Source organism: Nitrospinota bacterium (assembly GCA_016217735.1).
Classification (GTDB): Bacteria; Nitrospinota_A; UBA7883; order JACRGQ01; family JACRGQ01; genus JACRGQ01.
In genome coordinates this window covers 1-22,125 of the sequence record JACRGQ010000067.1, presented here as the reverse complement: position 1 = coordinate 22,125, position 22,125 = coordinate 1, and the positions used below count along the sequence as shown (strand labels likewise).

At 60.2% G+C, this 22,125-nt stretch carries 23 protein-coding genes; 20 read left to right on the top strand and 3 right to left on the bottom strand.

Annotated features, from left to right (window positions below; genetic code table 11):
• Window positions 1-52 precede the first annotated feature (52 nt).
• The 11 genes from der (at window position 53) to HZA03_11190 (ending at window position 11,729) form a co-directional block, all read left to right on the top strand.
• A complete protein-coding gene (gene der / locus HZA03_11240) occupies window positions 53-1,585 on the top strand; it encodes a ribosome biogenesis GTPase Der (GenBank protein ID MBI5638534.1) in 1,533 nt (510 codons plus the stop codon).
• Window positions 1,557-2,264, top strand: coding sequence for a type 1 glutamine amidotransferase (locus HZA03_11235; GenBank protein MBI5638533.1), 708 nt, complete (start codon window positions 1,557-1,559; stop codon window positions 2,262-2,264). Before der ends, HZA03_11235 begins: the two co-directional genes overlap by 29 nt.
• A gap of 4 nt (window positions 2,265-2,268) precedes the next feature.
• A complete protein-coding gene (locus HZA03_11230) occupies window positions 2,269-3,093 on the top strand; it encodes a phospholipase A (GenBank protein ID MBI5638532.1) in 825 nt (274 codons plus the stop codon).
• Between the two features lie 200 nt (window positions 3,094-3,293).
• Window positions 3,294-3,461 carry a hypothetical protein gene (locus HZA03_11225; GenBank protein MBI5638531.1) on the top strand — a complete coding sequence of 56 codons (168 nt, stop codon included), beginning with the start codon at window positions 3,294-3,296 and terminating at the stop codon, window positions 3,459-3,461.
• 171 nt (window positions 3,462-3,632) lie between these two features.
• Entirely contained in the window at window positions 3,633-5,069 is a 1,437-nt protein-coding gene (gene gatB / locus HZA03_11220) for an Asp-tRNA(Asn)/Glu-tRNA(Gln) amidotransferase subunit GatB (protein MBI5638530.1), read from the top strand.
• A 97-nt stretch (window positions 5,070-5,166) separates the two neighbouring features.
• A complete protein-coding gene (locus HZA03_11215; protein ID MBI5638529.1) occupies window positions 5,167-5,694 on the top strand; it encodes a cytochrome c in 528 nt (175 codons plus the stop codon).
• Between the two features lie 69 nt (window positions 5,695-5,763).
• Entirely contained in the window at window positions 5,764-7,020 is a 1,257-nt protein-coding gene (locus HZA03_11210) for a (Fe-S)-binding protein (GenBank protein ID MBI5638528.1), read from the top strand.
• A gap of 67 nt (window positions 7,021-7,087) precedes the next feature.
• On the top strand, window positions 7,088-7,813 hold the full coding sequence (locus HZA03_11205) for a hypothetical protein (GenBank protein MBI5638527.1): 726 nt from the start codon (window positions 7,088-7,090) through the stop codon (window positions 7,811-7,813).
• Window positions 7,810-9,489 (top strand): type II secretion system ATPase GspE, encoded by a 1,680-nt coding sequence (gspE, locus tag HZA03_11200; protein MBI5638526.1) that lies wholly within the window; start codon window positions 7,810-7,812, stop codon window positions 9,487-9,489. The genes HZA03_11205 and gspE overlap by 4 nt, the downstream gene beginning before the upstream one ends.
• Window positions 9,489-10,703: a type II secretion system F family protein gene (locus HZA03_11195; GenBank protein ID MBI5638525.1), complete on the top strand. Its 1,215-nt coding sequence runs from the start codon at window positions 9,489-9,491 to the stop codon at window positions 10,701-10,703. The genes gspE and HZA03_11195 overlap by 1 nt, the downstream gene beginning before the upstream one ends.
• Window positions 10,704-10,712: 9 nt before the next feature.
• Window positions 10,713-11,729, top strand: coding sequence for a glycosyltransferase family 2 protein (locus tag HZA03_11190; protein ID MBI5638524.1), 1,017 nt, complete (start codon window positions 10,713-10,715; stop codon window positions 11,727-11,729).
• Window positions 11,730-11,926: 197 nt separating this feature from the next.
• On the opposite strand, the gene HZA03_11185 is transcribed toward HZA03_11190, so the two are convergent.
• A complete protein-coding gene (locus HZA03_11185) occupies window positions 11,927-12,616 on the bottom strand; it encodes a class I SAM-dependent methyltransferase (GenBank protein ID MBI5638523.1) in 690 nt (229 codons plus the stop codon).
• Between the two features lie 200 nt (window positions 12,617-12,816).
• On the opposite strand from HZA03_11185, the gene HZA03_11180 reads away from it, so the two are divergent.
• The 9 genes from HZA03_11180 to HZA03_11140 all read left to right on the top strand — a co-directional run bounded on the left by HZA03_11180 (window position 12,817) and on the right by HZA03_11140 (window position 19,121).
• Window positions 12,817-13,275, top strand: a complete 459-nt coding sequence (locus HZA03_11180; GenBank protein MBI5638522.1) for a capsular biosynthesis protein — start codon at window positions 12,817-12,819, stop codon at window positions 13,273-13,275.
• On the top strand, window positions 13,275-13,760 hold the full coding sequence (locus tag HZA03_11175) for a hypothetical protein (GenBank protein ID MBI5638521.1): 486 nt from the start codon (window positions 13,275-13,277) through the stop codon (window positions 13,758-13,760). The genes HZA03_11180 and HZA03_11175 overlap by 1 nt, the downstream gene beginning before the upstream one ends.
• A gap of 1 nt (window position 13,761) precedes the next feature.
• Window positions 13,762-14,460, top strand: a complete 699-nt coding sequence (locus tag HZA03_11170) for a glycosyltransferase family 2 protein (GenBank protein MBI5638520.1) — start codon at window positions 13,762-13,764, stop codon at window positions 14,458-14,460.
• Between the two features lies 1 nt (window position 14,461).
• Entirely contained in the window at window positions 14,462-14,827 is a 366-nt protein-coding gene (locus HZA03_11165; GenBank protein MBI5638519.1) for a DUF2304 domain-containing protein, read from the top strand.
• Entirely contained in the window at window positions 14,820-15,710 is an 891-nt protein-coding gene (gene ispE / locus HZA03_11160; GenBank protein MBI5638518.1) for a 4-(cytidine 5'-diphospho)-2-C-methyl-D-erythritol kinase, read from the top strand. The genes HZA03_11165 and ispE overlap by 8 nt, the downstream gene beginning before the upstream one ends.
• A complete protein-coding gene (gene spoVG, locus HZA03_11155; protein MBI5638517.1) occupies window positions 15,710-16,021 on the top strand; it encodes a septation regulator SpoVG in 312 nt (103 codons plus the stop codon). Before ispE ends, spoVG begins: the two co-directional genes overlap by 1 nt.
• A 367-nt stretch (window positions 16,022-16,388) precedes the next feature.
• Window positions 16,389-17,798, top strand: coding sequence for a sigma-54-dependent Fis family transcriptional regulator (locus HZA03_11150; GenBank protein ID MBI5638516.1), 1,410 nt, complete (start codon window positions 16,389-16,391; stop codon window positions 17,796-17,798).
• A 2-nt stretch (window positions 17,799-17,800) separates the two neighbouring features.
• Entirely contained in the window at window positions 17,801-18,901 is a 1,101-nt protein-coding gene (locus tag HZA03_11145; GenBank protein ID MBI5638515.1) for a TIGR01212 family radical SAM protein, read from the top strand.
• Complete coding sequence (locus HZA03_11140) at window positions 18,894-19,121, top strand: DUF2905 domain-containing protein (protein MBI5638514.1); 228 nt, start codon at window positions 18,894-18,896, stop codon at window positions 19,119-19,121. The genes HZA03_11145 and HZA03_11140 overlap by 8 nt, the downstream gene beginning before the upstream one ends.
• Before the next feature lie 7 nt (window positions 19,122-19,128).
• Here the strand turns inward: HZA03_11140 and HZA03_11135 are convergent, their stop codons facing one another.
• Both HZA03_11135 and HZA03_11130 read right to left on the bottom strand, forming a co-directional pair.
• Window positions 19,129-20,841, bottom strand: a complete 1,713-nt coding sequence (locus HZA03_11135) for an EAL domain-containing protein (GenBank protein ID MBI5638513.1) — start codon at window positions 20,839-20,841, stop codon at window positions 19,129-19,131.
• Between the two features lie 489 nt (window positions 20,842-21,330).
• A partial coding sequence (locus HZA03_11130; GenBank protein MBI5638512.1) for a tetratricopeptide repeat protein occupies window positions 21,331-22,125 on the bottom strand: 795 nt, incomplete at its 5' end.

Here is a 22,125-nt window from a genome sequence, read left to right as displayed (position 1 = left end):
TCGCTCAAAAGACACCACGGCGGCGCGGCAAAGTGATAACATAACTTCCCATATGGCTAATAAACCGTCTTTCACCGTCTGCCTCGTCGGGCGGCCCAACGTGGGCAAGAGCACCGTCTTCAACAAGCTCACCCGCAGCCGCAACGCCATCGTGGACGATATGCCGGGCGTCACGCGCGACCGGATGTTCGGCAACGCCGATCTCTCCGGCGTGAACGCGCTCATCATCGACACTGGCGGCATCGAGGTGGCGCAGGACGATATCATCACCAAGCAGATACGCGAACAGGCGCTGCTGGCGGTGGAAGAGGCCGACGTCATCTGCTTCGTGGTGGACGGCAAGGAGGGAATCAGCATCCTCGACCGGCAGATCACCGATATTCTCCGCCGCACCAGCAAGCGGGTGGTTCTGGCGGTGAACAAGGTGGACAACCCCCGGATGGGCGACATGCTGGAGGACTGGTACGAACTCGGTTTCGAAGACATCGTGCCGATTTCGGCCGAGCACAGCATAGGCCTGGGCGAGCTTTCCGACATGCTCACCAAGGGGGTGCCGGACGAACTGCGCTACGTCAAAGAGGAAGAGCCTAAAGAGGAAGCCGCCGAAGCCCCGATCACCATCACCGTGGTGGGGCGGCCCAATGTGGGGAAATCGTCGCTCATCAACCGCATCATGGGCGAGAAGCGGCTGGTGGTGAGCGAAATCGCCGGCACCACGCGCGACGCGGTGGACACCACGGTGAAATACCACGGCAAGGAATACATCTTCATCGATACCGCCGGTATCCGGCGGAAAAACCGCGTCTCGCAGAAACTGGAAAAATTCTCCATCATCATGTCGCTCAAGAGCATCGAGCGGGCCGATATGGCGCTGCTGGTGCTGGACGCCACGCAGGGCGTCACCATGCAGGACGAGCGGGTGGCCGGCATCATCAACGATCATTACCGCGCCTGCGTCATCCTGGTGAACAAGTGGGACCTGGTGGAAAAAGACACCATGTCGTCCGCCCGCTTCCAGCGCGACTTGGAGGAAAAGCTGAAGCACATCGCCTGGGCGCCGGTGCTGTTTGTCAGCGCCGAGACGGGGCAGCGGATGCACCGCATCTTCGAGACCATCGAGCAGGTGAAACTGGAATACCGCAAGCGGATAGACACCGGCCCGCTGAACCGGAAGATCGTCACCTGGACCTCGCGCGTGCCCGCCCCCATCGTGAGCGGCCACCGGCCCAAATTCTTTTTCATCACGCAGTCCCATGTGGCGCCGCCGACGTTCATCTTTTTCGTCAGCAAGCCGGCCTGTGTGGCGGAGACGTACCACCGCTACCTGATGAACCGCATCCGCGAGGACTACGGCTTCACCGGCGCGCCGATAAAGTGCATCTTCGACCACCGCCCCGGCCGCCACGCAAAGGAGGAAAAACCGCGCCGCGAACCGGGTCCGGCCAAGCACAAGGAAACCGCGCGGGAAAAAACCGGCTTCAAGCGCCTCGCGCGTAAAGACCCGAAGGCGGCCAAGCTGAAGCGCGGCCCCCATAAAACATCGGAGGTAAAGAAACATGCGCGCCCTGGCCTTAAGAAACGTTAGCATCGAAAGCCCCGGCACATTCGGGGAGTTTTTGAAGCGCAACGGCTTCACCATCGACGATATCGACCTTTCCAAAGGGGAACCATGCCCCGCCACCGCCGACGGCTACGCCGTGACGCTGATCATGGGGGGGCCGATGAACGTGTACGAAGAGGAGAAGCACCCCTTCCTCGGCGATGAGCTGCGGCTGCTGCGCGATATCATCAAAAAGAACCAAAAGGTGATCGGCTTTTGCCTCGGCGGCCAGATGATCGCCCGCGCGCTCGGCGCGAAGGTGACAAAAAACCCCGTGAAGGAGATCGGCTGGATGCCGGTAACGCTCACCGAGGAAGGAAAGCGCGAGCCGCTGCTGGCCGGCCTGCCGGAAACGCTTACCGTTTTCCAGTGGCACGGCGATACCTTCGCCATCCCCAAAGGGGCGGCGCATCTCGCCCGGAGCGAAGCCTGCGCCAATCAGGCGTTCCGCCACGGCAACGCGCTGGCGCTGCAAGTCCATCCGGAAGTGGAAGAGGCCGACGTGCGCGGCTGGGGCGAAGAGTACCTGCCCGAACTGCTGCGCGAACGGGGCGCGCGCGGCAGGGAACAGCTCGTGGCCGAAACCCGGCGCTCATTCCCCCGCATGCTGAAAGACCGCGATGCTTTTTATGAAAACCTTTTGCGCTGGATTCTTGAACGGTAATCCGGTGAAACGGGTTTTCTCCCTCCTTCTGGCCGCCGCTTTGCTGGCTCCCGCCGCCGCGCGCGCCGATGATCCGGCCGAGTTCCTTTACAACTTTTGCAAAAGCGACGGCGTGGCCGACGGCCTGATACCGGCCAGCGAGGAGTGGGGTATCCACCCCCACAAGCGGAACTATGTCCTCATGGGCCAATGGGGAACGCCGAACGCGGCGGACGGCATGATGAATTACATCAAATACCAATTGAGCATCAAACAGCATCTGTGCAAGAGCCTGAATTTCGGCTATACCCAAAAATCGCTCTGGAGCGTCACCGCCCCCTCCCTTCCGTTCCGCGAAACGAACTACAACCCGGAATTTTATCTGGACTACACCGATAACGGCTCCGGCATTTGGCGCTGGGGAAAGATCGGGCTGTTCGAGCACGAATCGAACGGGCGCGACGGGCCGGATTCGCGCAGTTGGAACCGCATCTACTGGGAGCCCCGGCTCGTGATCGACGATCCGGAAAAACTTCCCCTCGGCTTCACAACGCTCGTCGCCGCGCTGAAGTGGTGGTACGCCTACAGCGCCGTCGAAAACGCCGACATCCGCGACTATCAGGGGAACAACGAGCTTTCCATAACCCTCAACCAATACTGGATGCAGTGGGCCGTTATCGTCCGCAAGGGGCGGATATGGGATTACGGCAGTGTGCAGGTGGATATCAACTACCACTTCATGGGAAACATGGATATTTTTTTCCAGTTCTGGGACGGCTACGGCGAAAGCCTGGTCGATTACAACCGCAGTTCCACCCGCTACGGCTTCGGCATTGCCATCAACCGTTAAACCCATAGGCAAAAAGTGCCGTGACCGGCAAACCTTGCTGGATTGTTGACGCCGCCAACGGCTCCCGCGGGCGTCAAAGGGATGACTGGCCGGATAAAACCAAGCCAGATTAATCAATAAAAACAACGATATGGAAATTTTAACGTCATTTATCCGCTCTGGCACAGGACTTGAAATACATAGGTGCAGGAGACAAAAAAATGACTAAAGAAAATATGCTGAAGTTGCTGGAAAGAAGTCACGGCGAGCTGATCACCATCCTCCTCGATGAAGCGCGGAAGCTGGAAGCGGATCAGGCCAACGCCGAAGAACTGGCCCATGAAACCTTTTCCGACCTCCGCCGCCACCTTGAACTCAGCTTTAATTAAGTCCTGACGGCGGATACCGGTTTTTGGATTTAACCTCCCCAAAACCGGCATCCGCTTTGTCCACCCCCTGTTCGCCTTCGCCATGCCAAATTTCCCCCCCCCTCGGAACAACCATGGCGGATGTCGTTTTCAATTTGATTTCCCCCCCGAACCCCGGTTTAATAGGCACCCATGAAATACGAACCGGTTATCGGGCTGGAGGTGCATACCCAGCTCAACACGAAATCGAAGATATTCTGCGGCTGCTCCACCGAATTCGGCGCCGCGCCGAACACCCAGACCTGCCCCATATGCCTCGGCATGCCGGGTGTGCTGCCGGTGCTCAATAAAGAGGTGGTGGCAAAGGCCATCCGCGCCGCGCTGGCCCTCAACTGCACCGTGGCCGATGTGAGCCGCTGGGCCCGCAAAAACTATTTCTACCCCGACCTGCCGAAGGGCTACCAGATATCGCAATACGAGCTGCCGCTGGCGGTGAACGGCCACATCGACATCGTGGTGAACGGCGCGCACAAGCGCATCCGCATCCACCGCATTCACATGGAAGAGGACGCCGGAAAAAACATCCACGGCGAAAATTTGGGCGATCCGGCGCACAGCTATGTGGACCTGAACCGCACCGGCGTGCCGCTCATCGAGATCGTGAGCGAGGCCGACATGCGCAACAGCGAAGAGGCGAAGGCCTATCTTGAAAAGCTCCACTCCATCCTGCGATACCTGGGGGTGAGCGACTGCAACATGGAAGAAGGCTCTTTCCGCGCCGATGCCAACGTCTCCGTGCGTCCCTTCGGGCAGGAAAAGTTCGGCACCAAGGCGGAGGTGAAGAACGTGAACTCCTTCCGCTTCATCCAGAAAGCCATCGACTACGAGATCGAGCGCCAGAGCGATCTCATCGACGACGGCGGGCGCGTGATACAGGAGACCCGCCTGTTCGACAGCGCCAAAGGCATTACCATCTCGATGCGGAGCAAGGAAGAGGCGAACGACTACCGCTACTTCCCCGACCCCGACCTCGTGCCGCTGCGCGTTTCCGAGGCGTGGAAAAACGAGATCGCCGCCACCCTGCCGGAACTGCCGGACGCGAAGATCGCCCGCTTCCAGAAGGAATACGGCATCCCCGAATACGACGCCGTGCAGATGGCCGTGGACCAAAAGGTGGCCCACTACTTCGAGGCCGTGGTCAAGATGGGGAGCGACCCGAAGGCCGCCAGCAACTGGATAATGACCGATGTGCTGCGCATCATGAAGGAGCGCCAATTGGAGATAGGGCAATGCCCCGTCACCGCCGCCATGCTGCACGGGATGCTGGAACTCATCAAGGACGGCACCATCAGCGGCAAGCTGGCCAAAGACGTTTTCGCCGGCATGGAACAGACCGGCAAGGACGCTAAACAGGTGGTGGCCGAAAAAGGGCTGGTGCAGATTTCGGATACCGGCGAGCTGGAAAAGATCGTTGATGGCGTGATCGCCGCCAACCCCGGCAACGTGGCCGAATACCGGTCGGGCAAGGTGAAGCTGATGGGCTTCTTCGTGGGCCAAGTGATGCAGGCATCAAAGGGGAAAGCCAACCCCGCCCTCGTGAACAAGATACTGAAAGAAAAGCTCGGCTGACCGGTCCCCGGCGCGGGGACTTTTTTCCCTGAAACCTTTTGCCGCATACGGCATCTATACAAGAGCAGGCTGAAACACCACATTAGGGAGGTCTTTAATGATACGTGCCATATTGTATCTGTTCGGAGCCGTTGCCATCATTTTCGCCGCCTACGGCACCAGCCACGCCGCGGAGACCGCGCAACCAATGCAGGGCGGCATGCACTCCGGCCACATGATGCACGATATGCCGGGCGGGCCGATGCACGGCGGCCGGATGATGGGCGGCCAGATGATGGACGATACGCGCACGCCGCTCAACCTGCCGCCGATGATGGCGCAGCACCAGAAGGCGAACATGCGCGAGCACCTGAAAGCGGTGAACGAAATCGTTCATTACATGGGCGCGAAAGACTTCGCGGCGGCTTCCAAAACCGCGCACGAAAAGCTGGGGCTTACCGCGCATATGAAACAGATGTGCGACAACATGCCGAACGAAACATTCCGGACGATGGGCATCGACTTCCATAAAAGCGCCGATGACCTGGGGGAAGTTTTGAAAACGAAGGATGCCGACAAGTCGCTCAAGGCGCTCGACGCCGTTTTGACCAAGTGCACCGCCTGCCACGAGATGTTCCGCCAGTAGCATCTCCCTAAATCGGCGTTTGCGGATTTTTCATGGTTCCACCATGAAAAATCCGGCTATCCTGAAAGAATGCACAAGGAACTGAAAGATTACAAAAACCTTATCGACAAGTGCGTCCTCTGCGGCGGCTGTCACCCGGATTGCCCGACGTACCAGTTGAGCCGGATGGAGCACGACGCCGCGCGCGGCAAGGTGCTGCTGGCGAAGGCGTTGCTGGAAGGCGAACTGGAGCCGACGGATACGCTGGCCCGCACATTCGATCACTGCCTTACCTGCATGGCCTGCGTGGAGGCCTGTCCCGCCGGGGCCGACCCGGTGAAGGTGATCACCGCCGCCCGCGACGAGATGCGGAAAAAGCGCGGCCTCGGTTTCATCCCAAAATTCATTTTTTCCAAAATCCTGCCGAACCGCGCGCTGATGCCGCTGCTGGCATTGGCGATGGGAACCGCAACAACGCTGTTCAAACTCCTTCCGCCGGTTTTCCCCGGCATGAGGGAGATGACACACGGCGGTAAAAAAAAGCTGATACCCGCCTTCCGTTTCAGCAGCCTCAAAGGGACGCTGCCGGATGTTTTTTCCGCAAAAGGGGAAAAAACGATGCGTGTGGCCTATTTCACCGGCTGCATGGCCGACTGGGTTTTTTCGGAAGGGGGCAAAGCGGTCATCGACATTCTCACTCTCTGCGGCGCGGAAGTCGTCCTTGTTAAAGATGAGGTCTGTTGCGGCGCGCCCGCGTTTTTCGCCGGCGACCGGGCCAGCGCCGAACTGATGGCGATGAGGAATTTGGCGTTCTTCGCCAAAGCGGACGCCGATTGCATCGTCACCTCCTGCGCCACCTGCGGCGACGTTTTACAGCAGGTCTATCCCGATCTCGTGCCGGGCGGCGAAACAAATAAATTCTCCGGCAAGGTGATCGATTTCCAAAAACTGCTGGCGGGGCCATTGCTGGCCCGCCTGCCGGTGAAGGAGCATGCCGGGCCGAAACTGAAGGTGACGTATCATGACCCCTGCCACCTCTCGCGCGGGATGAAGGTGGTGAAAGAGCCGCGCGAAATTTTGCGGCGGCTGCCGGGCGTGGAGTTCATCGAGATGGCCGAGGCCGACCGCTGCTGCGGCGGCGCGGGGACGTTCTCGGCGGACTACTACGGCGACGCGGTTGAGATAGGGCGGCGGAAAGCCGAGAACATCAAGGCCAGCGGCGCGCAAATCGTGGCGACCGAGTGCCCCTCGTGCGAGATGCAGCTTCTGGACATGGTGGGCCGCTTCGCGCCGGGGGTGGAGGTGCTCTCCACCGCCGAGGTCATCCGCCGCGCCCTCGGGCGGTAAACCGGCCAAGCGTCGAAAAACCGCCGCGTTTCACACAAACGGGGGATGCTGGTAAACTATACGGCTGATGATGCAGGAAGCGTACAACCGGTTTATTAAAGGGCTGGCCCTGATACCGCCGAAGTACTATCTCGGCGCGGCGGGGGCCGTTATCCTGCTGCTCTCCTACGGCATCGGCAAAACCGCCGTTACCCCCGTCGCCGTTGTAACGGGGGTGAAGGCGGACACGGCAAAAACAGCCGGCGCGCTGATCACCCCAAAAAATCCCGCCGCCGTGCCTCCCGCCATCGCGCAGGGAAACATTTTCCGCAAGCAGCGCAAGGATTTTGCGCCGCCCGACAGTTTGGCCAAATCGGGCGACGAGCCGGTGCCGGACCTCAAGCTGCTGGGGCTAATCATCACGGATCAGAGGCGGCTGGCCATCGTCGACGCCGAGCTGAAAAGATATTTCAGGCGCGAAGTGGCGCCCGACCTCGTTATCAGCGGCATCAAGCAGGCGCAGCCGGCCGAAGACGGCCGCTTTTATGAAGTGGCGGCGCTCCCCGGGAAAGGGGAGAAACTCGCCTCGCAGACGTTCAACGAGGGGGACATCATCGCCGACTACCGGCTGGACCGGGTCAACGAGACCTCCATCGAGGTGAGCAGCCTCGCCAGCGGCAAGCGGACGGTGATCCACCTGTTGGACGCCGACGAGGCGGCCGCTTCGCTGGAATCGCGCGCAAAGCACGTCAAGCCGGTGCCGTTACGCGGCCCGGATATATCGATGCACGGCAGCGGGGCGGCGACGCCATGAGCGGCGCGGGGGCCATCGAGCAGGCTCTGCTGGACGCCGGAAAACTCTCCGGCGACGCGCTCAAGGCGGCCAAGGCGCAAAGCCAGGGGAACCGGAGCGTTTGGAAAACCGCCGTGGCGCTCGGCTACATCGCCGAAACGGACGCGCTGAAACTTATCGCCCGGCAATTCGGCATCCCCTGCCTCGGCCCCGAAGAGATGCCCGATTCCACATTCGATATCGCCGCCGCCGGAATCTCATACCGTTATCTGAGCGAGAACCGCATCTACCCCGTGCGGCTTTCCGGCGACACGCTGGAGGTGGTGCTGTGCGATCCCGCCGCCATCCCGCTGGCCGAGGCGCTGTTGCTCGGCGCGGGGCGCGACCTGAAGGTTTCCCTCGCCACCGAAGAGACGGTGCACCTGGCCGTCGAGCGCGCCTTCGGCAAGGGGGCCTCGGTGATGGACAGCATCGTCGGCCGCGTGGACGAAGAGGGAGGCCCGGAGGAAGAGGCGGAAGACGCCGATCACCTGGCCGACCTCGCATCCGGCGCGCCGGTCATCAAGCTGGTGAATCTCGTCATCCAGCGCGCGGTGGAGCGCGGCGCCTCGGACATCCACATCGAGCCGTTCGAGAACGATGTCTCCGTGCGCTACCGCGTGGACGGCATACTCCACCACGTGGAAGCGCCGCCGAAAAAAACGCACGCCGCCCTGCTCTCGCGCATCAAGATCATGGCGCGGCTCAACATCGCCGAAAAACGGCTGCCGCAGGACGGCCGCATCCGCACCCGCATCGGCGGCAAAGATATCGATATGCGCGTCTCCACCCTTCCCACCGTGCATGGCGAAGGGGTGGTCATGCGCATCCTCGACCGCGGCAGCGTGGTGATAGACCTCGGCGCGCTCGGCTTCCCCGAAAGGGAGTTGGGGCAGTTCAACGAAATAATCCAAAAACCGTACGGCATGCTGCTGGTCACCGGCCCCACCGGCAGCGGCAAGACCACCACGCTCTACGCCGCGCTGGACAAAATCAACACGCCGGACAAAAAGATCATCACCGTGGAAGACCCGGTGGAATACCAGATGAAGGGGATCAACCAGATTCAGGTGCGGCCGCAGATCGGCCTCTCGTTCCAAAACGGCCTGCGCTCCATCGTGCGCCAGGATCCGGACGTGATAATGGTGGGGGAAATCCGCGACTTCGAGACCGCCGAGATAGCCATACAGGCGGCGCTCACCGGCCACATGGTCTTCAGCACCGTACACACCAACGACAGCGCGGGGGCGGTCACCCGCCTGCTTGATATGGGGGTGGAACATTACCTCATCAGCAGTGCGCTGGCGGGTGTGCTGGCGCAGCGGCTGGTGCGCGTGCTCTGCCCCGCGTGCAAGCGCCCCTACAACGCGCCGGAGAACATCCGCGCGATGACCGGCGGCGCCACCGCATGGCGCGAGCAGGGATGCAAGGAATGCGGCCACACCGGCTACCGGGGCCGCCTCGGCATTTACGAAATGCTGGTGGTGGACGACGCCGTGCGCAACCTTATTCTCCAACGCTCCTCCTCCCACATCATCAAGGAACAGGCGCGCCGCGCCGGGATGCGCACCCTGCGCGAAGACGGCTGGCGCAAAGTGCGCGACGGCCTCACCTCGGTGAGCGAGGTGGCCCGCGTGACGGCCGAAGAGGTGCTCTGATGCCGGCGTTCGCGTGGCAGGCCACCGCCCCGGACGGCCGCGTGGTGAACGGCGTGATGGATGCGCCCGACCGGGCGGCGGTGGTGGAGCGGCTCCGCAAAGACGATTTTTTTCCCGTCGCCATCGCGCCGGAATCCAAGCGCCGTTCGCTCGCCTCGTACTTCCCCCGACGCACGGCAAAGCTGGCGGCGCGCGAGTTGCTCGATTTCACCCGGCAAATGGCGGTGCTGCTGAAAAGCGGGCTGGAGCTGGACCGCTGCCTTGTCATCATGCGTGACCTGATGTCCGCCGATAGCGGACGCGCCATCGTGAATAGCATACAAAAGGACGTCCACGCCGGCGAAACACTCAGCCGCGCGCTGGCGAAGCAGGAGGGGAGCTTTCCGCCGATCTACCTGAACATGGTCCGCGCCGGCGAGACGGGCGGCTTTCTGGAAAAGGTATTCGAGCGCCTTTCCGTTTTCCTTGAAACCCGGATGCGGCTTATCGAATCGGTCCGCTCCGCGCTCATCTATCCGGCGGTGGTCGTCACCGCGGGAATCGTGGCGGTCGGCGTGCTGATGGTCTACGTCATTCCGAAATTCGCCAAAATTTTCGAGGGAATGGGGGGCGAACTCCCCTTTTCCACCCGGATGCTTATCGGGTTCAGCCACTTCATCGGCGGCTATTGGTATTGGCTGCTGGCGGCGGCCGTCGGCGCGGCCTTCGGCTTCCGCCAATGGCTCGCCTCCCCCGCCGGGCGGGTGAAGCGGGACGCTGTCGTGCTGCGGCTGCCGCTCTTCGGGCCGCTGGCCACCAAGACGATGCTGGCGCAGTTCACCCGCACCTTCGGCACCCTGCTGCAAAGCGGCGTGCCGATCATGCAAAGCCTGATGATCGTCAAGGATACGGTCTCCAACAAAGTCCTCGCGCGTCTGCTGGAAAAAACCGCCAAAGGGGTGAAAGAGGGGCGGCGCATCAGCGCGCAGCTTGCCGAGAGCGGACTTTTTCCGCCGCTGGCCACCCACATGATATTGGTGGGGGAGGAGAGCGGCCAGTTGGATGAAATGATGCTGAAGATGGCCGCCATCTACGACGAAGAGGTGGAGACCGCCGTGAAGCGGATGCTCGCCCTGCTGGAACCGGCGCTCATCCTCGCCATGGGCATCGGCGTCGCTTTCGTCGTCGTTTCGATGCTGACGGCGATTTTCTCCGCCAACGACCTGCTGATGTAAGGGGGCCGGGTGCAGGATACGCCGCTCGTCTCCGTCGTCGTGGTTACGCTCAATAACGCCGCGCTTTTGAAAAACTGCCTCGCGTCGCTGTACGCCCAATCATGGCCCGCCATTGAAATCATCGTCGTCGATAACGGCAGCGAAGAGGATATCGCCGGGCTGGTGACGAAAGAATTCCCGCGCGCGAAGTTTTTACGGTTCGAGGAAAATCTCGGCTTTGCCGAAGGGAACAACCGGGGCATTGCCGCCGGCGGCGGCGAGATTGTGGCGCTCATCAATAACGATGCGGTGGCTTCCCCCGGCTGGGTGAAAAGTTTAGTGGAGGCCGCTATTGCCGAGCCGCGCGCGGGGGCGGTCGCCAGCGTCATTATCGATGGCAACAATCCCGCAGTCTTTGACAGCCTCGGCATGGGGGCCGCGCTGGACGGTATGGCGCGGCAGGTGGCAAAAGGGGAACCGGTGGCCAAGGCCGCGTATCCGCGTGAGCTGCTGATGGCCTCGGGCTGCGCCTGCCTGTATCGTCGCGCCGCGCTGGACGAGGTTGGTTTTTTCGATCCCGATTTCTTCGCCTACTGCGAAGACAGCGATCTGGGCCTGCGCCTCCAAATGGCGGGGTGGCGCTGCCTGCTGGCGCAAAACGCGGTGGTGCACCACTACTACTCCATGACCTTCGGGCGCTTCTCGATGAAAAAGGTTTATTGGGTGGAGCGGAACCATTTTTGGGTGTTTTTTAAAAACTACCCGCTGATCCTTTTTCCGCTGCTGCCATTCGCCACGGCGTGGCGGCTTTTTTTGCAGGCGTGGTATCTTTCGCGCGGCAACGCCGCCACCGACGGATTCAAACAAAACACATCGATGGGGGAACTTTTGAAGGTCTACCTGCGGGCCTATTGGGATATGGCGCGCGGAATCCCGAAGATGCTTGGCAAGCGGATGAAAAATCCCCGGCGGCTCGGCATGTGGGACGCCGCGATGCTGCTGCACCGCCACCGCCTCACGGCGAAGCAGGTGCTCGGCATACGGTAGATAACATGTTATTCGATTGTTGAAAAGCCTCCTCTGTCATTCTGATGGAGCGTTAGCGACTGAAGAATCTCTTTCCGGAAAGCGATTCTTCGCCGATGGCTCAGAATGACAGGAGTGGTGGAATAAATATGCGGCGGCGGAATGCAATGGAGCCAGCCGCGCACAAACCGCCACGGGAATCCGCCGTAGAGGACAATCTACGCGGCCTTTTTCGCGGAAAAGTAGAGAAAACCGGCGAAGCGGCGCAGCAGGGCCGATTTCTCAACCACCGATTCCACCGCGCGGGTGGCGCGCATCACCGGCTCGTTGATGCCGTAGACGGCGAATCCGCCGGTGGCGTAGCGGTAATCGGCAAAACCCGCATCGTTCAGCAGCGCCAACACTTTCGCGGGGGATATGCGCCGGAATCCTTTTTCGATGTGCCAGTTGCCGTACAACACTGGGAAGACGTAGTTCATCGGGCAGAGCGCGCTGTTCTCGCCGCCGAAGGCTATGCAGCCGCCCGGTTTGAGCACCCGGTTGATTTCCTTCAGGCCGCGCCCGATGTTTTCAAGGTGGTGCAGGATGGAAAAGCCGTAGACCACATCAAAGCTGTTATCGGCGAACGGCAGGTTTTCCACATCCGCCACCATCAGGCGCGTCCGCAGACCCTCGAATTGTTTTACGCTGTTGAATGAGATGTCCACGCCGATGCGCGGCCGCAGGCGCGCGCTGTACCAGCCGTCGCCGCATCCTACCTCCAGCGAATCGTCGAACCGGACGCCGGAGGGGAGCACCGCGCGGAACCGCGAGAGGTGTACTTCGTTGTTGAGGCCTTTGAGGTCGAGCGAGCAGCGCGCCCTGTTGTCGTTGTACCATTCCTTTTGAGTTTCTTTTTGCCCGCCCATGATGAAAAGCTTATCCCGCTTTGTTCACGGAACAAAGCGGGAAAACCCGCAGTTGGCGCTTTGCGCCAATGTACAGACTAAAGTCCGTACCCACCTAAAGAATCATTTTTTCGGTGAGTACATGCTCTCCAGCATGTACGTTCCCCCGGAGGTGGAAGAAAGTAACGGAACAAAACGCCAAACCGTGCAAAAATAGCCCGGTGGACGGCAAACGAAAAAAGATAGCGCTGGTCAGTTCGCACGGGGGACATCTGACCGAAATCCTCGCGCTGCGCGGAGTGTTCGAGGGACACGACACCTTCTTCATCACCTATGAGGGGGCGTCATCCGCCGGCCTTTCCCCCGCGCACCGCATTAAAAAATTCCACGATAACCCGCTGCGCGTTTTCACCGTCTGGGCGGAGGTGTTCGGCATTCTTTGGAAAGAGCGGCCCGGCATAATCTTTTCCACCGGGGCCGAGATCGCCATTCCCGTTTTTTATATTGCCAAGTTCTTTTTTGGCTGCCGCCTCATATATCTGGAGTGCAGCGCGCAGGTTTCCACCCCCTCGCTCACCGGGCGCATCGTCTATCCCATAACCGACCTCTTCCTCGTGCAGTGGGAACCGTTGCTGGCGAAATACGGCCCGCGCGCGCTTTATAGGGGAGGGCTGATCTGATGATCTATGTGACGGTGGGAAATCACGACCAGCCGTTTGACCGGCTGCTAACCGCAATGGACCGGCTGGCGGCGGAACTGGATGAAGAGGTGGTGATGCAGACCGGCGTTTCGCAATGCCGCCCGGTTCACGCGAAAGGGGAGCCGTTTTTCCCCTATGACAAGGCGGAAGAAATGATACGCGCCGCCACGGCGGTTGTGGCGCACGCCGGCATCGGCACGGTGATCGCTTGCCGCGCGCATGGCACGCCGCTGGTGATCTGCCCCCGCCGCGCCGCGAACGGCGAGCACTTCAACGACCACCAGCTTGAGATAGCCCGCGAGCTGATCAAAAATCCGCGCCCCGGCATCGCCGTGGCGCTGGAGGAATCGGCCATCGGAAAAGAACTGGCGGCGCTGCGCCGCGCCGGTAAAGCATCGGCGGGGGATGCCGATACGGCAAAGGGGTTGAAGGATTTTTTACGCGGCTACATAAACGCAAGCTGACATGGAAAACAGAACGCTTATCATCGTACCGGCCTATAACGAGGAACAGGCCCTTCCCGCCACGCTGGCGGAACTCAAGCGTCACTTCCCGCCGGAAAATATCCTGGTGGTGAACGACGGCAGCGCCGACGGCACTGGCGCGGCGGCGAAAAACGCGGGTGTGCGGGTGGTGAACCTGCCGGTGAACATGGGGATCGGCGTGGCGATGCAGACCGGTTACAAGTTCGCCGCGCGCAACGGGTTCGAGGCCGCCGTGCAGTGCGACGGCGACGGACAGCACCCCGCGCGGCAGATTCCACAGTTACTGGCCGGATTGACGGAAGGGAACAATCTTGTCGTCGGCTCCCGCTTCGTCGACGCGGACATGGAGGGATTCAAATCGCTCTTCGTGCGGCGGCAGGTGATCCGTTATTTCTCGCACCTGATCGCGCTGCTCACCGGCGTGCGGGTGTGGGACGTGACCTCCGGCTTCCGCGCGGCCGACCGGCGGGTGATTGAAATTTATTCCGCCGACTACCCCTTTGACTACCCCGAGCCGGAAGCGCTGGTGCTGTTGGCGCGGCACGGCTGCCGCATCGCGGAGGTGCCGGTGGTCATGCGCGGACGGCAAGGGGGGGTATCGAGCATCGGGCTGTTTGCCGGGCTTTATTATGTGGTAAAAGTATCCATCGGCCTTTTGGTGCAACGGTTAAGGAGATAGGATGAACGCGGAACTGCGGATTATTTCGATTCTCGTGTCGCTCGGTTTCATCGGCATTATTTTCGAGTTGGTCCGGCGCAAGCGGCTGAAGGAGAGCTACGCCCTCACCTGGTTTTTCACCGGCTTCGCGTCGCTGGCGGCCGCGCTTTTCTCCGGCTGGCTGGATGCGCTGGCGCACCTGCTCGGCTTCGGCCTCACCTCGAACGCCATCATCGTCTTTTTCATTTTCCTCTTGCTGACGCTGCTGCTCGGCATGAGCGTCGCCATCACCCGTCTTTCGGAGCTGGTGCAAGCGCTGGTGCAGGAAGTGGGGCTGCTGAAAAACCGGCTGGAGGAAAAGGAACGCGCCGGCCGCCGCGATGTTTAAAAAACTCTCGGTGGCAAGCCCGGCGAAAATAAACCTCGTCCTCAAGGTTACGGGCAAACGCAAGGACGGCTATCACACGCTGGCCACCCTTTTTCAGATGCTGGAACTGGCCGATACGCTCACCTTCAGCCCCGACCCGTCGGGGCGTGTGCGGGTGATCTGCTCGGACCGCTCGATACCGGAAAAAAAGAACCTCGTCTACCGCGCCGCGCAGCTTCTCTGGCGCCCCGGCCTGCCGGGCGTGCGCATCGAGGTGAAAAAGGAGATTCCCAGCGGCGCGGGATTGGGCGGCGGCAGCTCGAACGCCGCCACGGCGCTGATGGCGCTCAACCATATCTGGCATTGCAGGCTCTCCCCCGAACGTCTGCGCGGACTGGCGGCGGGGCTGGGGGCCGACGTGCCGTTTTTTCTGACCGCCCCCCGCGCGTGGGCCACCGGCATTGGCGACAGGCTTACTCCCCTGCCCCCCGCGGCGGACTTCCACATCCTGCTGGTGAAGCCGCGCGTAAAAATACCCACCCCGATGGTATATCGCCTTTATGACGAACGTTTGACAAAAAAACCAACCGTACTTAGAATGAATCCTATCTTCAATAAAAAGGGGTTTTTACTGAAAGATACGGTCCGGTTTCTGGAGAACGACCTCGAAGACGCCGTTCTGGAAACGTGGCCCGTGGTGAATCGGATCAAGCGCGAATTGATCGACTCCGGCGGGAAAGGGGTGATGGTGTCGGGGAGCGGGAGTACGGTATTCGCTTTGTTCAGTAGCCGGCGGGAAGCATTGGCGGCGCAGCGCGCCCTTTCACGGCGGCCTTGGTGGTGCAGGGTAACATCGCCAAAAGGGGATATGCAGCATGCGGCTTCTTTTCTGGGAGGACAATAATGGAGATAACGGAAGTTGTGATCCGGACGGTGGAGGACGAACGCCTTAAAGCCTACGTTTCATTGACAATCGAAAATGCGCTGGTCATCAAGGACATAAAGATCGTCGAGGGGAAAAACGGCCTTTTTGTATCGATGCCCAGCCGCAAACGTAAAAACGGCAAATACCAGGACATAGCCCACCCCATCAACAGCGGCTTCCGCAAGCAGCTGGAAGACCATGTTTTCGATGAATACCGGAAAATTGTCGGGGATTCGTTCGTGGTGGCCCGCGAAATTCCGGCCCACCATCAAGAGGCGTACGAAGTCTAACGGGACGCAACGCGCCCGATACAGGCCCGCCGTTTGCCCGGCGGGCTTTTTTATTTTCTTGTCATCCCCATGCATTTTTTCAAAGCTCCCTCCATTCCCTCTTTCGAATTGATCCACCCTCTCCAACATGTCCAATGAGCCTATGGAGCGATGGAGAAAGCTTTGAAAATATTTCTGGGTGCCGGTTCAAGACCGGCATGACAGGGAGAGGCCGGCCCCGCCGGGATGTCCCTTCTTTCAAATGTGGATAACCATGCGGCCCCGCATAGTAGTACAATATTTCCCGGCACGGCCCCGGGGGGATAGTGCCGCGTTTACCCCGCTTTATTCACGGAAGAAAGCGGGAAAACCTTTACCCAAAGGAAATATGACCGACATACTGGTGGTGGACGACGACGGGAACATGCGCCAGGCGCTGTGCGAAGCGCTGGAGCGCGCCGGCTACAGCGTGGAGCCGGCGGCGGATGCCGCGGCCGGGCTGATGAAGCTGGAGATGGGGGAGTTCCGTCTCGTCGTTACCGATATCCGCATGCCCAAAAAAAGCGGCCTCGAATTTCTGGACGAGATCAAGGCGCTGCGTCCCGCCCTGCCGGTGGTGCTGATCACCGCATACGGCACCATGGAAACCGCCGTGGAAGCGATGCGCAAGGGAGCGGCCGACTATCTCCTGAAACCGTTTTCCGCCGACACGCTGGAAAAAACGGTGAAGCGCCTGCTGGAAGGCGAAGGGGCGGAAACCGTCAAAGCCCCCGCCGCGCCCCGCCCCGCGGCCCGCGCCACCCGCGCGAAAGAGCGCCCCATCGTCACCAAAAACAAAAAAATGCTGGAGATGCTCGAAATGGCGGAGCGGACGGCCGCGTCCCGCGCATCGGTGCTCATTCAGGGGGAAAGCGGCACCGGCAAAGAGCTGCTGGCCCGTTTCATCCACCAAAAGAGCGACCGCGCACACGGCCCTTTTGTGGCCATCAATTGCGCGGCGATTCCCGAAACCCTGCTGGAGAGCGAGCTGTTCGGCCACGAGAAGGGGGCCTTCACCGGCGCGATGGCCCGCAAAGCGGGCAAATTCGAGCTTGCCGACGGCGGCACCATCCTGCTGGACGAAATATCCGAGATGGATCCCGCCGTGCAGGCGAAACTGCTGCGCGTGCTGCAGGAGCGCGAGATCGACCGCGTGGGGGGAACCGCCCCCGTCGCCGTCGACGTGCGGGTGATCGCCACCACCAACCGGCGGATGGAGGAATTTGTCCGGCAGGGAAAATTCCGGGAAGACCTCTACTTCCGCCTGAACGTCATTCCGCTGGTGATTCCGCCGCTGCGCGAGCGGCAGGAGGATATCCAGCCGCTGGCCGAATACTTCGCCGCCCGCTTCGCCGCCGAAGCGGGAAAAAACGTGACCGGCCTCACCGCGGAGGCGATGGACATTTTGCAAAAATGCCGGTGGCGCGGCAACATCCGCGAACTGGAAAATGTGATGGAGCGCGCCGTCCTGCTGGCGCGGGGCGGGAAGGTCGGCCCGGCCGATCTCTTCATGCTCCCCGCGGGCGACGAAGCGCCGCCGGCGCGGCCCGCATCGGGCGGCCCGCGCGAAATGCCCAAGGGGGCCGCGCCGTACATGGAGCCCGGCATGACCGTGGAAGAAATGGAACGGCGGCTGATATTCGGCACGCTGGACAAAGCGGGAAACAACCGCACCAAGGCGGCCGACATGCTGGGCATATCGATACGCACCTTGCGCAACAAACTCAACGCCTATAAAGTGGAAACCAAAGGGGAATAACAATGCCTGAAGACAGGTTTTATTCGCTCGGCAAACACCTGAAGAAGGTCTTTGACGAACGTGTGCATAAAATAGCCGTACAGATACCCACCGTGGGCACCATCGTGGAGGGGGGCTATTCGCTTTGCGCGGGCGGCACCATCGCCGCGCCGCCGGACGAAATGATCTCCACTTCCGTCGGCGCCCAGTTGGCCGCCGCCAAGGAGCGGGTGCGGCAGCGTTTCAAGTTCGGCAAGTTCATCGCCCACATCCACGCCGCGCCGGGGGTGCTGACCTCCCTGGAGAGCATCCAGTCGGCGGTGGACGAGATCGCGGTGGATAACGAGGTGATCGGGCTGAACATCACGACGCGCCCCTATTGCCTCACGCCGGAGATGACCCGCTTCCTGCGCAACGTGTCGAAACAGATGTTCACCTGGCTGGAACTGGGGCTGCACAGCACGCACGACGAAACGCTGCGGCGGATCGGCATGCGCCTGCGCTGGGCCGAAGCGCGCGACAATGTGATGGCCCTCATGGGAACCAAGATGCACATCGCGCCGCATGTGGTGTTCGGCCTTCCCGGCGAAACGCCCGCGATGATGCGCGAAACGATGCGGGTCATATCCCGCATGGGATTCGAGGGGATGAACATCCACCACTTCTATGTGCTGCGCGGCTGCCGCTTCGAACAGGAGTTCAACGAAGGGACGCTGCCGATGATCGGCCGCGAGGAATATGTAAGCCTTGCGTGCGATTTCATCGAGATGCTTCCCCCGGATACCGTGCTGCACCGCATTGTGGGGGAAGCGCCGGATGACCGCCTGCTGGGGCCGGACTGGACCCTGATGAAGAAAGAAAACCTGGATCTCATCGTTGCCGAACTGGCGAAGCGTGGGAGCGCTCAGGGGCGCTATTGGGATGTCGTCGAGATGACTCCGGTATTTATCCACCCCCGCGCGGCGCCTGCCCCAGCCGCCCCAACGGTTGATTCCAATGCCGAGACCCAAACGATGTCGTCCGCCGATGCCGCCGTTGCCGTGCTTGATGCCGATACCGCGCCGTCCCCTGATACCGCGCCCGATGACGGCGCGCCCGCTCCCGGCCCCGCCGACAATGGGTGACGCAACGCCAATCGCCAAAATGCTGATCGGCGTTGGTCTGCTGATAGCCGCCATCGGCGTGGCGCTGCTCTTGCTGGGCAACAAGCTGCCGTGGCTCGGCCGCCTGCCGGGGGACATCGTGATCAAGCGGGAGAGCTTCACCGTCTACTTCCCGCTCGCCACCTCGATTATCATCTCGCTCGCCCTCACCCTTCTCTTCTGGCTGTTCGGAAGGAAATAAAAGGCCTTCATTGGCACGGCAGCATCCTGCCGGATTGTATCAGATCCATCATCCCGTCTTCGGAAAGGGGTTTGCTGAACAGATACCCCTGCAACTGGTCGCATCCTATGCCGCGGAGGAAAGCCAGCTGTTCCGGATTTTCCACCCCTTCGGCTATCGCCTGTATGTTTATGCCGTGCGCCATGGATACGATGGCCTTGGCGATGGCGCGCGCATTCGGCTCCATCGCCAGGTTGTCCACAAACGATTTGTCTATTTTCAACATGCTGATGGGGAACTTCGTCAGATAGGAAAGCGACGAGTAGCCGGTGCCAAAATCGTCGATGGAAATGGAAAAACCGTGCTTGCTGAGCGAATTGAGGATGTTTATCGCGGACTCGACGTTGCGGACGATAATGCTTTCGGTAACCTCCAGTTCGACATCCCTTGGGTCCAGCCCGGAATCGCCGACGATGGCGATGAGGTTTTTCAGGATGTCCAGGCTGTCGAGGTTCTTGGTCGACAGGTTGACGGAGACCTTGAGTGATTCGGCTTTGCCGTTGAACATCCTCTTCATCTCTTTTGTGAACTTGCACGCCTTTTCCATGATGAGGGTGTCCATCTCGACGATCATCCCCGTCTGCTCCGCGATGGGGATGAACTCCGCCGGTCCGCCGAATTTCCCGATGGATTCCGGCCAGCGGGCCAACGCCTCCATCCCGATGATTTTGCCGGTGCGCAGATCGATCTTGGGCTGGTAGTGGGCGGTCATTTCCCTGCTCTTTATCGCCTTGCGGAGCTGGATTTCCATCTCCATCCGGTTGATGGCTTTCCTGTTCAGCGATTCCGTGAAGTAGTGGAAGTTGTTCCTCCCCATTTCCTTTACATGGTGCATCGCCAAATCGGCGTTCTTCAGCAGGCCCGCGGCGGTTTCGCCGTTTTCGGGGTAAATCGCTATGCCGATGCTGACGGTGATATAGAATTCGTTCCCGTCCAGGGAAAAAGGCTCCGCCATCCGCTTCCGGATGCGCGAGGCGACAATGCCGATATCCTCTTCCTTTTCCACCGCCTCCAGAATGATGGTGAATTCATCGCCGCCGATGCGCGAAACCGTGTCCACGTCCCGCGCGCAGTGAACCAGCCGCCGGGAAATTTCCTTCAGCAGAATGTCACCGATGTGGTGCCCCAGGCTGTCGTTGATATTCTTGAAATTGTCCAGGTCGATAAACATCACGGCGAACTTCAGCCGCTTGCGTCCGGCGCGGTTGACCACCTGCTCCAGGCGGTCCATGAACAGGTGCCGGTTGGGGAGCTTGGTCAGCGCGTCGTGGTACGCCCGGTGCAGCAATTCCTCTTCATTATGCTTGACCTGCGTCAAGTCATGAGCCATGGAGGCGTAGTAAACCTCTCCCCCGTTCTCGGGATTCCCCAATTCAGTTATGGACATCCGCTGGGGATAAATGTTGCCATCTTTGCGCTTGTTCCACACTTCGCCTTGCCACGCGCCCTTGAAGCTGAGGTCGTCCCACATCTCCCGGTAAAATTCGCGGCCGTGTTTTCCGGATTGCAGCATTCGCGGTGTTTTGCCGAGAGTTTCTTCAAAGGAATAACCGGATATTTGGAGAAACGCGTTGTTGGCATAAACAATGGCGCCGTTTTTCTTGGTTATCAGGATGCCTTCCGCCGCATTTTCCACCAGCTTCAGGGCCAGATCAGGCAGGTTCTTTACATCTAACGGCATTTCCCTTTCAGGCAGGCGCTTTACATTCGATGACATTTGCCTCATGGCCCTGTTTATCCCTCTAAATAAATTTACGCCGGTTATTTGACTATTTCAGTGCAATGGTCATGCCTTGCGAGAAAAATATTTTTGAAATATCAGCAATTACAACGGGTTAACATTTAAGCGGGCGACAAACATTTGACGGCAACCCCCTCAATTGGGGGCATAACGAAGGAAACGCCTACCAATCAGGGAGGGGGAGCTACAGATCTCGGTGGGCCTGCCTCCCGTGTCATACCCGCGCACGCGGGGAGCCAGACATATTCTCAAAGCTCTCTTTCCCCAAGCACCTCCCTCTCGGTGGGATGGACACTGCTGTCCTTCATCAGCCCAACGGGCTGTTCCTTTTCCCTGCTCCCAGATTGAAAAGGAGAGCGCTATGAAAGCTTTAAAAATGGTGCCGATAAAATTGAAGCGATAATACGAGATTATAATTTAGGAAACGTGCTACCACTTGACACCTTGGGATGTCAGGTATTCCTGTGCGGGTTTATGGTCGAGGCGCGCCCCAGCTTTATAATCCTCTATAGCCCGTTTGGTATCGCCAAGGGCGCCGTAGGCATTCCCCCGGCTGACGTAGGCTTCCGCATTCTTCGGATCCAGCTTAATCGCCGCGCTGTGGTCTTCGATCGTGCGCTGGTTATCGCCAAGGGCGAAGTAGAGATCGCCGCGCGCGATGAAGGTGGCGGCATCCGAGGCATCCAGCGCGATCGCCGCGCTGTAATCCTCTATCGCTTTTTTCTTGTCGCCAAGGGCGCTGTAGACGTTCCCCCGTGTGCTGTAGGCGATCCTGCGTTCCGGGTCCAGCTTGATCGCCTCGCTAAGATCCTCGACCGCATGTTTGTTATCCCCCTGGTCGCGGTAGGCGGCGCCCCGGAAGTAGTAGATTCTTGCCTCCTTCGCCCCCAGCTTGAGCGCCGCGCTATAATCCGCAATCGCCCGCTTGGTATCGCCCATGATCCAATAGTTAAACCCGCGGTTGTAATAAATCTCGGCGTCTTTCGGATCCAGCTTGAGGGCCGCGCTGAAATCATCCGCCGCGCGCTGGTAATCCTGAATCTCGCTAAAAGCATTCCCCCGCATGGAGTAGGCGGCGCCGTATTTCGGGTCCAGCTTGAGCGCCGCGTTGCAATCCTCGATCACATGCGGATAATCGCCAATCCCCTGGTAAGCGGCTCCGCGCAAGTAATAGATCGCGGCATTTTTCGTCCCCTTATCGATGGCCGTGCTGTAATCCTCTAT